At 31.6% G+C, this 14,261-nt stretch carries 16 protein-coding genes; 10 read left to right on the top strand and 6 right to left on the bottom strand.

From position 1 onward, the window contains the following. Nucleotides 1–332 precede the first annotated feature (332 nt). On the bottom strand, nucleotides 333–2,231 hold the full coding sequence (locus tag LG45_RS12630; protein ID WP_035127724.1) for an amidophosphoribosyltransferase: 1,899 nt from the start codon (nucleotides 2,229–2,231) through the stop codon (nucleotides 333–335). A 156-nt stretch (nucleotides 2,232–2,387) separates the two neighbouring features. After that, nucleotides 2,388–3,314 carry a PfkB family carbohydrate kinase gene (locus tag LG45_RS12625; RefSeq protein ID WP_035127723.1) on the bottom strand — a complete coding sequence of 309 codons (927 nt, stop codon included), beginning with the start codon at nucleotides 3,312–3,314 and terminating at the stop codon, nucleotides 2,388–2,390. Nucleotides 3,315–3,427: 113 nt separating this feature from the next. Here LG45_RS12625 and LG45_RS12620 point away from each other — a divergent pair, with 113 nt between their 5' ends. After that, nucleotides 3,428–3,838 (top strand): DUF6896 domain-containing protein, encoded by a 411-nt coding sequence (locus LG45_RS12620; protein WP_131494665.1) that lies wholly within the window; start codon nucleotides 3,428–3,430, stop codon nucleotides 3,836–3,838. Between the two features lie 3 nt (nucleotides 3,839–3,841). Here the strand turns inward: LG45_RS12620 and rnhA are convergent, their stop codons facing one another. The 3 genes from rnhA to purN are packed head-to-tail and all read right to left on the bottom strand — an operon-like array spanning nucleotide 3,842 to nucleotide 5,498. Continuing rightward, on the bottom strand, nucleotides 3,842–4,324 hold the full coding sequence (gene rnhA / locus LG45_RS12615) for a ribonuclease HI (protein ID WP_035127719.1): 483 nt from the start codon (nucleotides 4,322–4,324) through the stop codon (nucleotides 3,842–3,844). Nucleotides 4,325–4,329: 5 nt separating this feature from the next. Next, entirely contained in the window at nucleotides 4,330–4,932 is a 603-nt protein-coding gene (locus tag LG45_RS12610) for a hypothetical protein (protein WP_035127716.1), read from the bottom strand. A 5-nt stretch (nucleotides 4,933–4,937) separates the two neighbouring features. After that, entirely contained in the window at nucleotides 4,938–5,498 is a 561-nt protein-coding gene (gene purN / locus LG45_RS12605) for a phosphoribosylglycinamide formyltransferase (RefSeq protein WP_035127713.1), read from the bottom strand. Between the two features lie 176 nt (nucleotides 5,499–5,674). Between purN and LG45_RS12600 the strand changes: the two genes are divergently transcribed. The 5 genes from LG45_RS12600 to pyk all read left to right on the top strand — a co-directional run bounded on the left by LG45_RS12600 (nucleotide 5,675) and on the right by pyk (nucleotide 10,145). Next, nucleotides 5,675–5,911, top strand: a complete 237-nt coding sequence (locus tag LG45_RS12600) for an acyl carrier protein (protein ID WP_007137004.1) — start codon at nucleotides 5,675–5,677, stop codon at nucleotides 5,909–5,911. Between the two features lie 180 nt (nucleotides 5,912–6,091). Continuing rightward, the gene (fabF, locus tag LG45_RS12595) at nucleotides 6,092–7,345 is read left to right on the top strand and encodes a beta-ketoacyl-ACP synthase II (RefSeq protein WP_035127710.1); all 1,254 of its coding nucleotides are present in this window, start codon (nucleotides 6,092–6,094) and stop codon (nucleotides 7,343–7,345) included. A 6-nt stretch (nucleotides 7,346–7,351) separates the two neighbouring features. Then, the gene (locus LG45_RS12590; RefSeq protein ID WP_035127708.1) at nucleotides 7,352–8,095 is read left to right on the top strand and encodes a ribonuclease III family protein; all 744 of its coding nucleotides are present in this window, start codon (nucleotides 7,352–7,354) and stop codon (nucleotides 8,093–8,095) included. A 113-nt stretch (nucleotides 8,096–8,208) separates the two neighbouring features. Further along, nucleotides 8,209–8,709 (top strand): IPExxxVDY family protein, encoded by a 501-nt coding sequence (locus LG45_RS12585; RefSeq protein ID WP_035127696.1) that lies wholly within the window; start codon nucleotides 8,209–8,211, stop codon nucleotides 8,707–8,709. A gap of 5 nt (nucleotides 8,710–8,714) precedes the next feature. Further along, entirely contained in the window at nucleotides 8,715–10,145 is a 1,431-nt protein-coding gene (pyk, locus tag LG45_RS12580) for a pyruvate kinase (protein WP_035127693.1), read from the top strand. A gap of 84 nt (nucleotides 10,146–10,229) precedes the next feature. Here pyk and LG45_RS12575 read toward each other — a convergent pair whose 3' ends face one another. Further along, a complete protein-coding gene (locus LG45_RS12575) occupies nucleotides 10,230–10,757 on the bottom strand; it encodes a Riean_0653 family protein (protein ID WP_035127690.1) in 528 nt (175 codons plus the stop codon). 227 nt (nucleotides 10,758–10,984) lie between these two features. On the opposite strand from LG45_RS12575, the gene LG45_RS12570 reads away from it, so the two are divergent. From LG45_RS12570 to LG45_RS12555, 4 genes are all read left to right on the top strand, one after another. Continuing rightward, nucleotides 10,985–11,743, top strand: coding sequence for a Bax inhibitor-1/YccA family protein (locus tag LG45_RS12570; RefSeq protein WP_035127687.1), 759 nt, complete (start codon nucleotides 10,985–10,987; stop codon nucleotides 11,741–11,743). A 221-nt stretch (nucleotides 11,744–11,964) separates the two neighbouring features. Continuing rightward, a complete protein-coding gene (locus tag LG45_RS12565; RefSeq protein WP_081932080.1) occupies nucleotides 11,965–13,074 on the top strand; it encodes a helix-turn-helix domain-containing protein in 1,110 nt (369 codons plus the stop codon). A 129-nt stretch (nucleotides 13,075–13,203) separates the two neighbouring features. Continuing rightward, nucleotides 13,204–13,563, top strand: a complete 360-nt coding sequence (locus tag LG45_RS12560; RefSeq protein WP_035127682.1) for a hypothetical protein — start codon at nucleotides 13,204–13,206, stop codon at nucleotides 13,561–13,563. Nucleotides 13,564–13,581: 18 nt separating this feature from the next. Beyond that, nucleotides 13,582–14,202 (top strand): Riean_0653 family protein, encoded by a 621-nt coding sequence (locus LG45_RS12555; RefSeq protein WP_035127679.1) that lies wholly within the window; start codon nucleotides 13,582–13,584, stop codon nucleotides 14,200–14,202. Nucleotides 14,203–14,261 lie beyond the last annotated feature (59 nt).

Here is a 14,261-nt window from a genome sequence, read left to right as displayed (position 1 = left end):
AGACGTCTTTTTGCCCCAAATCTACCATAAACTTAACTTACTAAATTCTATGGTTCCACAAAATTAAGTAGTATTTGTAGTTTGATAAAGCTTAAACCGTGAAATATATTGGAATGATAGGCAAATGAGAGTAGAATTTACCTTTTTAGGATGTGAGACACTTATAGAAAATAAAAAAGGTGAAGTAAACTTCACCCTTTTTGCCCCAAATCTACCATAAACTTAACCTACTAATGCTATGGTCTTCCAAAGATATATTGTGGTGTATTGTGTTTCAAAATATTATTGACGAATAACAATAAAAATCGACAAACTACACGTTTCATTAAATTTTAATAAGCACGTGCATCATTTCCTTCGAAAAAATTTATAAAAGCGCGATTAACTACACGGTTTCCGCCAGGTGTTGGGTAGTCTCCAGTGAAGTACCAATCGCCTAAATTCTTTGGACAAGCGATGTGTAGATTCTCAACTGTTTGGAAAATGATCTTTACCTCTGCTTTTACGCTTGGTGTTGTAAGCAATTCGGCTATTTTATTTGATATTTCCATATCGCTAAATGGCGAATATATTTCTGTAACGTAATTAACTACATCAGAGTCTTTTAAGTTCTCTTGCGCTTTACATTTATTATAAACGTCTTCGACAATATGATACTGATTTCGCTCTTTTAAAAGTTCAATTGCAGCTTGAAAAGCTACTAAGCCTTCTAGCTTTGCCATATCAATTCCGTAGCAATCTGGATAACGAATTTGCGGAGCCGATGACACAACAACAATACGTTTAGGATTCAATCGATCCATCATTTTGATGATACTCATTTTTAGCGTTGTACCACGAACAATACTATCATCAATAATTACTAAATTGTCGGTTGGCTTGATTACTCCGTAAGTAACGTCGTAAACGTGCGCTACCAATTCGTCACGATTTTTGTCGTCGGTGATGAACGTTCTTAGTTTGGCGTCTTTTATTGCAATTTTCTCAGTTCTAATTTTTACCGCTAACAATTCGTTTAAAGTTTCTGCTGTTAACGTATTACGGTTATCAAGAATGTGCTGGTTTTTTCTTTGATTTAAAAAATCATTTGCGGCTTCTACCATTCCGTAGAACGAAGTTTCTGCTGTATTTGGAATGTATGAAAAGACCGTATTATCAGTGTCATTTTCAATCGATTCTAAAACCGCTGGAAGAATTAATTTACCAAGATTTTTACGTTCTTGATAAATTTCGGCATCGCTTCCTCTTGAAAAATAAATTCTTTCGAACGAACATGCTTTTTTAACTGTTGGAACAATTATTTCTTCTTCAGTAACTTTTCCGTTTTTCTTGATAATTAAGGCATTTCCTGGTTGCAATTCTTGCACTTTATCATAAGCAACGTTGAAAACCGTTTGGATAACTGGTCGTTCTGATGCAACAACAACAATTTCATCATCTTCGTAGAAATACGCTGGACGAATTCCGGCTGGATCACGAAATACAAATGCGTCACCATGACCAAAAAGTCCGGCCATCGCATATCCGCCATCCCAACCTTTAGATGCACGTTTTAGTATTTTCTGAATGTCTAATTTTTCGGCAATAACTGGCGAAGCTTCTCTTTTAGACAATCCGTTGTTTTTACATTCTTGGTATAAATCAGTAACCTCATCATCTAGAAAATGTCCGATTTTTTCCATTACGGTAACCGTGTCAGCCATTTCTTTCGGATGTTGTCCAAGTTCTACCAAACTATTAAAAAGTTCTTTAACGTTGGTCATGTTGAAGTTTCCTGCAACAATAAGATTTCGGTGCATCCAGTTGTTCTGACGTAAAAACGGATGAACACTTTCAATGCTGTTTTTTCCAAAAGTACCGTAACGAACGTGACCTAAAAATAATTCTCCGATGTAAGGAATATTAGCTTTTTGTGCAGCTACATCATCAACATATTCAGGATGAGAAGTCAACTCTTCGTTAATTCGCTCATTAATTTGCTTGAAAACATCTTGAATTGCCTGCGCATCGTTAGATCGAACTCGGCTTATGTAACGTTCACCTTGCTCTACATCTAATTTAATTGATGCAAATCCAGCGCCATCTTGACCGCGGTTGTGTTGCTTTTCCATCAACAGATACATTTTTTGTATTCCGTAGAAAGCAGAACCGTATTTTTCTTTGTAGAATTCTAACGGTTTTTTTAATCTTAAAAGTGCAATTCCACATTCGTGTTTGATTGCGTCGCTCATTGTAATTGTATTTTAGTTGTGTTGTTTTTGTTTAGACACGAATTGTAAAAACCTCGTGTTATTTCTTCAATCAGTTTCACAAATATTTAGTAGTAAACTATTTATGTTATTTGTGTATTTCAAATAAAAATGCCCCGAAAATTTCGAGGCATAAATTTATGATAATTCTATGTCAAATTGTGTTAAAGCTTTGAATTGTTTCAATCTTTCTTGCACCTCTTCTTTTTGTAATGTTTCCATTCGTTCGGTTCCAAATTTCTCAACGCAGAATGACGCTAAGTTGGAGCCGTGAATGATTCCGTTTTTCATATTGTCAAACGAAATGTTTTCGCTTTGCGCGATGTAACCTGAGAAACCACCAGCAAAAGTATCACCTGCGCCAGTTGGATCAAATACTTCTTCTAGAGGAAGCGCTGGAGCAAAAAATACTTTTTCGTTGTGGAACAATAATGCTCCGTGTTCTCCTTTTTTAATTACTACATATTTTGGACCCATTGTATGGATTTTCGCAGCCGCTTTTACTAATGAATATTCGCCAGATAATTGACGTGCTTCTTCATCGTTGATTGTTATTACATCGATACGTTTAATAATATCTAGTAATTCTGGTAAAGCACAATCCATCCAAAAGTTCATAGTATCAAGAACTACTAATTTTGGCGTGGTTGTCATTTGATTAAGAACGGAACTTTGAACTAGTGGATGCAAGTTTCCTAACATTACCACATCGGCATTTTTAAAATCTTGAGGAACAACCGGATTAAAATCGGCAAGAACATTTAATTCTGTAGCTAAAGTATCACGAGAATTTAAATCGTTGTGGTATTTACCGCTCCAAAAGAAGGTTTTTCCACCTTTTACGATTTCGATTCCAGAAATATCGATGTTTTTTGCAGTTAATAAATCAAGATACTCTTGAGGAAAATCTTCACCAACAACCGAAACAATTCCTGATTTTACATTAAAATGCGAAGCTGAAAGTCCGATATAAGTTGCAGCGCCACCAAGGATTTTATCTGTTTTTCCAAAAGGAGTTTCGATAGCGTCAAAAGCGACCGTTCCTACTATTAAAAGTTTGTTCATTATCTATGTTTCAAATTAGAAGGTGCAAAGATAATCTTTTACTTGCAGAGTTGCAACCTTGAAAACTAGTGGTAAGTTATAAAGTTTTGATAAAATTTGGCTAGATTTGTACTATGTTAGAATCTATAATGGAAGAAATTGTAAATACATATGTCAGTTTTATAAAAGAATTTGAAGCAATTTTAAAACATAAATATAGTATTAAAGAAAATCCTCGATATTTTGCAGGAACATTATTTGACAAAAAAGGAATCATTGATAATTATAGATATCAATTTCATGGTGCAGGTTGTAGAATTGAAAAAGATGATGTTATTTGCGAATATGATAGCATCTTTTCAAAAGGAAATGAAATAGATTTTTCACTTTGGAAAATCACTACATTCGTTGAAACTCATCCAAAATACAAAATTCTTAATTTATCTAACGAATTTATTGAACAAGAATTATATAAATTGATTCAAAAAGAAATGCTGTCCTTTCAAATTATAAATAATTGTGTGTTTCAAGTTTATCAAATATAAATCTTACAACAACTTCTCCTCTTCATTTTCATAAAAAGCATCAATCGATAAATTGGGCAAACCCGATGCATAAACGGCTAATTCGTCGCATCGTTCGTTTTGTGGATGATTGTTATGGCCTTTTATCCATTTGAAATCTACTTGATGTTTTCGGTAAATTTTAAGGAAGCGCTTCCATAAATCGGAATTTTTTCGTCCTGCGAAACCTTTCTTTTCCCAACCTAAAACCCATTTTTTTTCCACAGAATCTACAACATATTTAGAATCGGAAATTACTAAAACCTTCATGTTTGGATTTTTTAGCTTTTCTAAACCAACGATTACTGCCAAAAGTTCCATTCTGTTGTTGGTTGTATGTCTAAAACCTTCGTAAAATTCTTTTTTGTGTGGCGTTCCAACTAGTTCCATGACAACGCCATAACCGCCGTTTCCGGGATTTCCTTTGGCAGCGCCATCTGTGTAGATATGAACTTGGTGTTGGCTCAAAATAATTAGTTTGTTAATTCTATACTTTGTATTAATTTCTCAAAGAAAGAATTGTTATTTTCTTTTCCAACTTCTTCAATAAAATTTAAAGAAATATAATATCCTTTTCTTAAAATGTAATAACTGTTGCTCTTAATTTCGTAATCCTTGCCTTGATTTTTGAGCAAGAATTGAACAGAAAATTTTACAACATCTTTGTTAGAAATTTGAACAATAGTTGGATTATCAATAAATCTAAAATTAGTGTAAGTTTTTTTTGCACTTTCATTAGAATCTTGAACAAATTTCAGAAATTCTTTACTGTCTTTCGTTTGATCTAAAATAGTTCTGATTTTTATTGTTGGGATAATTCCATTGTACTTTTTTGGATCATACTTTGTATAGGTAGAAATATTAAAAGACGAATTATTAGATTTTAAAAGCTCCTCTAGTTGCTCATCAGTAAAATCAAAATTATCAAGATTTTTTAAAATTTCGTTATTATTTAGAGAAATCCAATTTTTTGGAACATCCATAGAAAATCCTAATTTTTTTATTTCTAATCGCTCTTGAGAATAAGAATTTACTATTCCGAGAAAAAATAAAATTGGCAATAAAATTAATTTCATGATTTTTAAGTTAAAAGGGTTTCGATTATTTCTGGAAAATGTAATTGTTCTAAAACGCTATTTCTTTCAGCTATTTCTTCGGCCGATTTACAATCTTCGATATTTACCGATTTTTGAAAAATAAATTCACCCTCATCATAATGTTCGTTTACATAATGAATGGTTATTCCTGTCTCTTTTTCTTTATTTTCGAAAACGGCTCGATGCACATTCATACCATACATACCTTTTCCTCCATAATTTGGAAGAAGAGCAGGATGAATATTCACGATTTTGTTAGGAAATGCTTTAACAATAGGTTCTGGAAATTTTAATAAGAATCCTGCAAGTACAATTAAATCGGGTTGTAATTGGATTAATTTTTCTAAAATTTCACCTTCGTTTAGCTCTTGTCTAGTGAATACTTCTGATGGTATATTTAAATATTTCGCTCTTTCTAATACTTTGGCATTAGGATTGTTAGTAAAGATTCCGACTACGTTCGCACTTCCTTTTTTATTGAAATGTAATACGATATTCTCGGCGTTAGAACCCGATCCAGAAGCGAATATTACTATCTTTTTCATTTACCCTGTAATTTTTATTACGCAAAAAAAAGAATAATAAATGATAATAAATAATATAAATGAGGTCTTTGTGAAATAAATTTTTTAATTTCGTAGTCACATTTATTAACTAAAAGGTGGTTTTAAGATAAAGTTTTTTATTTTTGCCAACAATTTAAATTTTAAAATTAAAGATTATGTCAGACATTGCATCAAGAGTTAAAGCGATTATCGTAGACAAATTAGGCGTTGACGAGAATGAAGTTGTAACAGAAGCAAGCTTCACAAACGATTTAGGAGCAGATTCATTAGACACTGTTGAGCTTATTATGGAGTTCGAAAAAGAATTTGATATTCAAATTCCAGACGACCAAGCAGAAAATATTGCTACTGTTGGTCAAGCTATTTCTTACATCGAAGAAGCAAAAAAATAATAAAATAAACAACCCGTATGCATTATTTGTGTGCGGGTTTTTATTATTTTTTAAAAAAATTAGACTATTTTTGATTGAATTTCAATCACAATATATTGAAATACCCTTGTCTCTTTAAGCTCAAAATAGGATAAAGAAATATGGGTATTATTTGTTTAAACGATATTTAAAAAAAATTATATGCAATTAAAGCGTGTTGTTGTAACTGGTCTTGGAGCATTAACTCCTATTGGAAATTCAATAGAAGAATATTGGAATGCTTTAATAAGTGGCAAAAGTGGTGCTGCTCCAATAACATATTACGATACTGAAAAGCATAAAACAAAATTTGCTTGCGAAGTAAAAAACTTCAATATTGAAGATTACATGGATCGTAAAGAATCGCGTCGTTTAGATAAATTTTCTCACTATGCTATTGCATCCAGTGACGAAGCTATCAAAGACGCCGGAATTACTCATGACAATGTGAATAAACACAGAGTTGGTGTAATTTGGGGTGCCGGAATTGGCGGATTAGAAACTTTTCAAGAAGAAGTAATGTATTATGCCAAAGGCGATGGAACTCCAAAGTTCAATCCGTTTTTTATACCAAAAATGATTGCCGATATTGCTCCAGCTCATATTTCTATGAGAAATGGTTATATGGGTCCAAATTATACGACGGTTTCTGCCTGTGCATCATCAGCAAATGCTATGATTGATGCTTTTAATTACATTAGATTAGGAATGTGTGATGTAATTATCACTGGAGGTTCTGAAGCTGCTGTAACTATTGCAGGAATGGGCGGATTTAATTCGATGCATGCTTTATCTACCAGAAATGAAAGTCCAGAAACGGCTTCGCGTCCATTTGATGCAACTCGTGATGGTTTTGTTCTTGGTGAAGGTTCGGGTGCTATTGTTTTAGAAGAATACGAACATGCAAAAGCGCGTGGTGCAAAAATTTATTGTGAAATTGGCGGTGGCGGAATGTCGTCTGATGCTTATCACTTAACCGCTCCACATCCAGAAGGACTTGGTGTAATTGCAGTTATGGAAAATACGTTACGCGATGCAGGAATGGCACCAGAAATGGTAGATCATATCAATACTCACGGAACTTCAACGCCACTTGGTGATGTTGCCGAATTGAAAGCAATTAGTCATGTTTTTGGCGATCATGCTAAGAACATCAATATCAATTCAACTAAATCTATGACAGGCCATTTACTTGGAGCTGCTGGTGCGATTGAAGCTATTGCCGTTATTTTAGCAATGAAACACAGTATTGTTCCACCAACAATTAATCATACAGTTGTTGATGAAAATATTGATCCATCATTGAATTTGACTTTGAACAAACCACAAAAGAGAGAGATCAAAGTTGCCATGAGTAACACTTTTGGATTTGGAGGTCACAATGCTTGTGTGTTATTTAAAAAATTCGAAGAGTAAGTTTTCATGCGATTACTTAAAAAAATATTTAGCAAAAATTCCCGTCCTACAGAAGGCGGGAATTTTTTTGTTGCTGTTGAAAAAATTGTAGGTTTCAAACCTGTAAACATAAGATTTTACGAAAAAGCTTTCACGCATCGTTCTTCAAATAAAACCGATGATAAAGGAAATCCTTTAAATTATGAACGTTTAGAGTTTTTAGGCGATTCTATGTTGAGTTCTGTGATTGCAGCGCATTTGTATAAAGAAGCACCACTTGGTGACGAAGGTTATTTAACCAAAATGCGTTCTAAAATTGTTAGTCGGGAACATTTAAACGAATTGGGTAGAGATTTGCATTTAATTGATTTAGTTGAAAGTAAAGTACCGCCATCACATTTTGGTGAAAACATCCACGGAAATATTTTTGAAGCTCTGGTTGGTGCTATTTTCCTTGACAAAGGATATGTAGGTTGTGAGCAATTTATTTATCAAAAAGTAATCATTCCTTACGTTGATATTGCGCGATTGGAAGGAAAAGTAATCAGTTATAAAAGTTTGGTTATTGAATGGTGTCAAAAAGAGAAAAAATTATTTCATTTTGATATTTTTGATGATAACGGAAACGATGGTCAAAAATATTTTGGTGTAAAATTAAGTATTGATGACAAAGTGGTTGCAAAATCGAGAGCAACATCCAAAAAGAAAGCTGAAGAAATTGCTTCAAAAAGAGCCTATTTTGCATTTCAAGAAAAAATTAACAAAATTTAATTCAAATTCTTAAAAAACTACAACGTTTTCGTTAGTAAAATAACGTTAATCTAATATTTGTTTGGTGTTTTGTTTTTTATAAATCTTATCTTTACAACTTATTTTAGCGATAAATGACAGTTCAAAAAGTATATCATAAAGTATATATTGAAGATTTCGAAGAGGTTGATTATCATATAATCGCCATTCACACTTCATTGGAAGATTATCGTTTGGCCTATTTTTTAAATCGAGATTTAGAAATTTGTTTGAGTAAAAGTAACGTCGATATTCAGTTTCAAGTAAAGAAAGGAAAAACATCTTTTGCCCGATTTACATTTGAAGACGAAAAAAAAGTCATCAATTGGGATTTGATTCAAAATAAAAACGAAGTAGTTGGCACTGAAAACAATACGATTCAAGATTTATTTTCGAATACTAAAAACTCTTTCTCTTCTTCGGCTTATTTACTATCTGAATTTAAAAAAGTAGATTTTTTCTTAAAAATTGAAAATGCAGCCAACGAAATTAATGTCTCAGAAATTGTATCTAAAATAAACGCTATCGATAGTATAAACATGGTTTATAACGTAGATAAGGAAACTATAAAATCGAAAAATAATTTAATTTTTTAATAAAAATGTCAACAAGAAAAAAGACTAAAATTGTAGCCACACTAGGTCCAGCTTGTAGTTCGAAAGAAGTAATTATAGACATGATTGATGCAGGAGTAAATGTATTCCGTATTAATTTTTCTCATGCAGACTATACAGACGTAAAAGAGCGAATCGATATCATCAGAGAATTAAATCAAGAATATGGTTATACAACAGCCATTCTTGGAGATTTACAAGGTCCGAAACTTCGTGTTGGAGTTATGAAAGAAGATGTTGTTGTAAATCCTGGCGATATTATTACTTTCCAAACTGCCGAAGATGTTCCTGGAACAAAAGACCGCGTTTACATGAACTATCTTGAATTTCCAAGAGATGTAAAACCGGGTGAAAAAATCCTTCTTGACGATGGTAAATTAATGTTTGAAGCTCTTGAAACTAACGGAACAACAGAAGTTGTTTGTAAAGTTATTCAAGGCGGACCATTAAAATCTAAAAAAGGTGTAAACTTACCAAATACTAAGGTTTCGCTTCCGGCATTGACAAAGAAAGATATTAAAGATGCTATTTTTGCTATTGAACAAAAAGTAGATTGGATTGCGCTTTCATTCGTAAGAACTCCAGCCGATTTAGAAGAATTACAAGATTTAATTGCTAAACATTCTGAACATAAAATTCCAATTATTGCTAAAATTGAAAAACCAGAAGCAGTTGAAAATATAGATAAAATTGTTGCTTTTTGCGATGGTCTGATGGTTGCTCGTGGCGATTTAGGAGTTGAAATTCCGGCGCACGAAGTTCCGTTAATTCAAAAGAAATTAATTCACAGAGCTAAAACAGCAAGAATTCCTGTAATTGTGGCGACACAAATGATGGAAACGATGATTACTAGTTTGACTCCAACACGTGCCGAAGTAAATGACGTTGCCAACTCGGTAATGGATGGTGCCGATGCTGTGATGTTGTCTGGAGAAACTTCTGTTGGAAATTATCCTGTTCAAGTAATTGAGAAAATGACACAAATTATTGAAGCAGTTGAAGATTCTCCGCTTATTCAAGTGCCACAAAATCCGCCTCACGTTAGAACAAAACGATTTATTACAAAATCTATTTGTTATCACGCAGCGACAATGGCCAATGATATTAAAGCCAAAGCTATTTCTACTTTAACCAATAGTGGTTATACAGCGTTTCAAATTTCGGCTTGGCGTCCATCGGCACATATTTTGGTTTATACTTCTAATAAAAGAATTTTAACGCAACTGAATTTACTTTGGGGTGTAAATGCTTTCTTCTACGACAAATTTGTAAGTACAGACGACACTGTAGAAGACATTAACGAAATTGCAAAGCAAAACGGTTATGTGAAAAAAGGTGACATTCTTATCAATCTTGCAGCAATGCCAGTAGTTGACAAAGGAATGGTAAACACATTAAGAATTACTGAAATAGAATAATTTCAAATACTATACAAATTAAGGATTATTAAAATAGTTAAATATTTTAGTAATCCTTTTTTATTTTTTAGATTTAGTTGTTTGTTATTGGGTAAAAATTGTATCGAATCTTCCATCACGAATTTGTATTATTTCGCCAGTTACAGGATGCAAAATGTCAAATGAAAATGTTCCTGAAACAATGTTGTCTGCAAAATCTAACTTTGTTATAATTAGTTGGCCTGAGTAAATTGTGTTAGTATAGGATTGATAATTTTCTGTAATCGATAGTGTGAATCCCGCACCAGCATTTGCATTGCCATCAGCAATTTCATTAAAAATTAAAGTCTCTCCTTCTGAGATAGTTCTCTTTTGGGTTTGTATGTAAATATTTTGAGGTAAAATGTCCTCATCATTTCCACCGATGCTAAAGTAATATTCACCATCAACCAATTGGTAAAAACAGTTAAAAAATCCACCGCTGTTGTCTATAAAAGGTTTACCGTTTACATAGCAGGCAAATGTGCCTGCTCCAGTTTGTGTAGCTGGTGGTAGCGTTTGTGGGTTGTCGTCGTCTTTATTGCAACAGCTTAGTGAAAATGTTGTGAGTAGTAGTAGAAGTAGTTTTTTCATAGCAAATGAATTTTAGTAAATGCAATTTTATTTGATAAATGTAAGAAAAATGGTTGGTTATGAATAGGTTAGCTGATGTTAAAGTTTTATGACTAATTAACTTATAACAAATTGAAAAACATTTTCTTTAATCACACATAAAAAAGGTGTCAAATAGTTAAATATTTTAGTAATCCTTTTTTCATTTCAAAACTAAAAGTATCTTTGATAAACTAAAATTATTATTTATGGAATCAAAAAATCCCTTTTTTAAATCTAAAGGTTTTACCAACACTTCTGCAGCGAATGATCATTCGTCTGTAGTTATTGATTACAATGACACCATGACGGTTTCTGGAACTATAAACAAAAGTTTTATATTGTTGTTGTTATTAGTTGCAACGGCATTAGTAACTTGGAATTTAGCTTTCAACGGATACAATCCGATGCTTTTAACTATTGGCGGAGCAATAATTGGTTTGATTTTAGTTGTTGTTGCATCATTTAAACCACAACTTTCTACTTATTTAGCGCCAGCTTACGCACTTTTTGAAGGATTATTTATTGGAGGAATATCGGCTATTTTTGAAGCGATGTATCCAGGAATTGTAATTCAAGCGGTTGGTGGAACATTTGTAACCTTCGTAGTTTGCTTTGCTTTGTACAAATATAAAATTGTTCAAGTTACTGAAAAATTCAAATCGGTAGTTATTGCAGCAACGTTGGCGATTGGAGTTTATTATTTGATTTCGTGGTTGCTAACAATGTTTACAAGCTTTCAACCTGTTCATTATGGCAATTCTATGATGAGTATCGGAATTAGTGTTTTTGTGATAGTAATTGCAGCTTTAAATTTATTTTTAGATTTTGATCAAATTGAAAAAGGTGCACAAGAACGCATGCCAAAATACATGGAATGGTTTGGTGCCATGGGATTGATGGTAACTCTAGTTTGGTTATACATTGAATTCTTACGATTGTTATCTAAACTTTCAAGTAGAGATTAATCAAGATTTTATAAAATAGAAAAGGTGTCAAATTTAATTACTTGACACCTTTTTTTATGTTTTAAAACTGTTTTAAGCAGCGATTTTCTCGAATGCTATAAAGTGGACTAAAAATGTCTGCTGATTTAGCGTCACAATAAAAACTTTTAACAAACAGAAAAACTAATTAATTGCCGAAGCTTTTTGTTTAATTATATATATTTACCTACAAATTTATAAAAATGGTAAAGGAAGTCTTTAATTACTTTATGATTGCAAGCGTAATAATCGGATTTATATTCATTATTACAACTTTGCAATCTAAAAGAGCTAAAGATAATTCTATTGTTTATTTGAATTTAGTAGTTTTATTTTTTACGCTTAACAATCTCCAAATTGTATTAATTGACAATTTTTTTCAAGAAGCAAATTTCTTTATTAGGAACATGCTTTTGCCTTTTTATGCGTTGATTGTTCCAGCTTTTTACACCTTTATATCCTATTATCTAAACGTTGAAAGGAAAATTACTTCTTTTGTAGCTTTTTCAACAGCACTATTTTTAGTAGAACTTATAAACCGCATAGTTTTTTTTAAATTGTATTATGAAATAGACGATTGCTACATTGTGGCAAAGTATTCACAAATAGAAGAAATTTTTAATGCCCTATTTTCATTATTTCTATTTGTGAAATCAATTCAATTACTATTCAATAAAACAAAATTATATTCCTACACAGCCAGTTATGATAACGTAAAATGGTTGAAGAAGTTTCTCTTTCTAGGAAGTTTAATTTTAATGACCTGGATTGGAGCAATAGTTTTTAATATTGATGAAGTATTAAATCCACAAATTTTCATTTATTATCCGTTGCGTTTAAGTAGTTCTTTATTATTGTTTTGGCTGGGTTATCAAGGAGTTTTTAATTATTCTTTGATGTATGAAAGAATAAAATTAAGAGAAGCCATTTCTAATGAGCTAAATAACATAGATGAAGAATTAAAAACGAATAGTAAGTCAAGTAAATTTCAAATTATTAAAAATCATATTGAGAATAATAAGAATTATCTAAATCCTAATTATAGTTTAGAGTTATTAAGTAGCGAACTCAAAATTAGTGTTAGTTCACTCTCTAAAACTATAAATGATGAAAGCGGTTTTAGTTTTTCAGACTATATTAATTCTCTGAGAGTTGAAAAAGCCAAACATCTTCTTGTTTCAATAGATTTTAAAGAATATACCATTTTATCGATAGGTTTAGAATGTGGTTTTAATTCTAAATCAACATTTTATCTAGCTTTTAAAAAGTTTACCAATACAACTCCAACCGATTTTAGAAAACAAAATAGTTGATAAAAAAAGTCCTAAATTTTACAAATACGTCCTAAATTCTTTAAATTAGATAATTTAGGACGTTTGTTTTTGCGGTTAAGCTACATTTGATTTGGATTTAAAATTGAAAAAAACAAGTAATTAATAAATATGAAAAAATTAACAGCATTAGTTATCTTAGTTTCATTCTTACTTCAAAGCTGTTTTAGTTATAAAACAATTGATAAAGAGTTAACTTCCAAAAAAATTGGAAAAATTCATAAAGTTAAATTAGGTAACAAATATTACAAAGGAAGGCTAATTAGTTTTAATGATTCAATAAGTACTTTTAAAATTGGAAAAAGTGAAATGAATATTAAAAATTCAGAAATTGATAAATTAAAAGTAAGGGAGTTTTCAGTTGTGCAAACTATTGTTTTTACTTCTGCGATGTTATTAACTGTATTAGTTGTCAGTTATATTGCTAATCCAAAAATAAACGTTCCTTTGAGTCCAACTAGTCCAAATTAAAATAATAAATAAACACACATGAAAAAGCAAATTTTATTTTTAGCACTTATGGTGCAATTTCTCACATCATGCTCTAATGATGAAAAAGGAAGTTCTTGCCAAGACAGTCTTCCTGCTGTTACCACAACAGGAGCAAACACTTTTGGATGTTGTATAAACGACAACCTGCTAATACCAAGAGACGGAACTGGTACTTTTGGAGGAAGTGATAATGCTGTGACAATTTACGGAGACCCAACTGGTAATCAGGAATATACAGAAATTCAAGTTAAAGATTACAAAAGTAATAGAACTGCAAGTTTACTTTTGCATATTCAAAATTTAAATCAAAATGGAGTAAATAATTATACCATAAATGCATCCAATGGTTCAAGCAATATAGATGGGTTTAATCATACTTATATACATTGCAGAATATTTAATGTAGAAACTAATAGTTATCAATATTATCGTTCAATGGAAAACTCTGGTGTATTAAACATAATTAATTATGAATTAGTACCGAATGTTAAACTTATTGTTTCTGGAACCTTTAATTGTACTTTAAAAAATTCTTCTGACAGCAATGATATAATTGAAATAAAGGATGGAAGATTTGATTTTAATGGTGCTACAATATCAAATACAGTATTTCCTTGAAAAAAGGTTGCCACTGCAATGGCAACCTAAATATAGATTAACAAAAATAATTTAACCCA

This window comes from Flavobacterium aquatile LMG 4008 = ATCC 11947 (genome assembly GCF_000757385.1).
GTDB lineage: Bacteria > Bacteroidota > Bacteroidia > Flavobacteriales > Flavobacteriaceae > Flavobacterium > Flavobacterium aquatile.
The sequence above is the reverse complement of the archived record's forward strand: the minus strand, read 5'-3'. Positions and strand labels throughout refer to the sequence as shown.

Excerpts from the sequence above, each read along its gene's own strand:
- LG45_RS12630 (WP_035127724.1), bottom strand. The coding sequence starts at position 2,231 with ATGAGCGACGCAATCAAACACGAATGTGGAATTGCACTTTTAAGATTA.
- LG45_RS12625 (WP_035127723.1), bottom strand. The coding sequence starts at position 3,314 with ATGAACAAACTTTTAATAGTAGGAACGGTCGCTTTTGACGCTATCGAA.
- LG45_RS12620 (WP_131494665.1), top strand. The coding sequence starts at position 3,428 with ATGTTAGAATCTATAATGGAAGAAATTGTAAATACATATGTCAGTTTT.
- LG45_RS12610 (WP_035127716.1), bottom strand. The coding sequence starts at position 4,932 with ATGAAATTAATTTTATTGCCAATTTTATTTTTTCTCGGAATAGTAAAT.
- purN (WP_035127713.1), bottom strand. The coding sequence starts at position 5,498 with ATGAAAAAGATAGTAATATTCGCTTCTGGATCGGGTTCTAACGCCGAG.
- LG45_RS12600 (WP_007137004.1), top strand. The coding sequence starts at position 5,675 with ATGTCAGACATTGCATCAAGAGTTAAAGCGATTATCGTAGACAAATTA.
- fabF (WP_035127710.1), top strand. The coding sequence starts at position 6,092 with ATGCAATTAAAGCGTGTTGTTGTAACTGGTCTTGGAGCATTAACTCCT.
- LG45_RS12590 (WP_035127708.1), top strand. The coding sequence starts at position 7,352 with ATGCGATTACTTAAAAAAATATTTAGCAAAAATTCCCGTCCTACAGAA.
- LG45_RS12585 (WP_035127696.1), top strand. The coding sequence starts at position 8,209 with ATGACAGTTCAAAAAGTATATCATAAAGTATATATTGAAGATTTCGAA.
- pyk (WP_035127693.1), top strand. The coding sequence starts at position 8,715 with ATGTCAACAAGAAAAAAGACTAAAATTGTAGCCACACTAGGTCCAGCT.
- LG45_RS12575 (WP_035127690.1), bottom strand. The coding sequence starts at position 10,757 with ATGAAAAAACTACTTCTACTACTACTCACAACATTTTCACTAAGCTGT.
- LG45_RS12570 (WP_035127687.1), top strand. The coding sequence starts at position 10,985 with ATGGAATCAAAAAATCCCTTTTTTAAATCTAAAGGTTTTACCAACACT.
- LG45_RS12565 (WP_081932080.1), top strand. The coding sequence starts at position 11,965 with ATGGTAAAGGAAGTCTTTAATTACTTTATGATTGCAAGCGTAATAATC.
- LG45_RS12560 (WP_035127682.1), top strand. The coding sequence starts at position 13,204 with ATGAAAAAATTAACAGCATTAGTTATCTTAGTTTCATTCTTACTTCAA.
- LG45_RS12555 (WP_035127679.1), top strand. The coding sequence starts at position 13,582 with ATGAAAAAGCAAATTTTATTTTTAGCACTTATGGTGCAATTTCTCACA.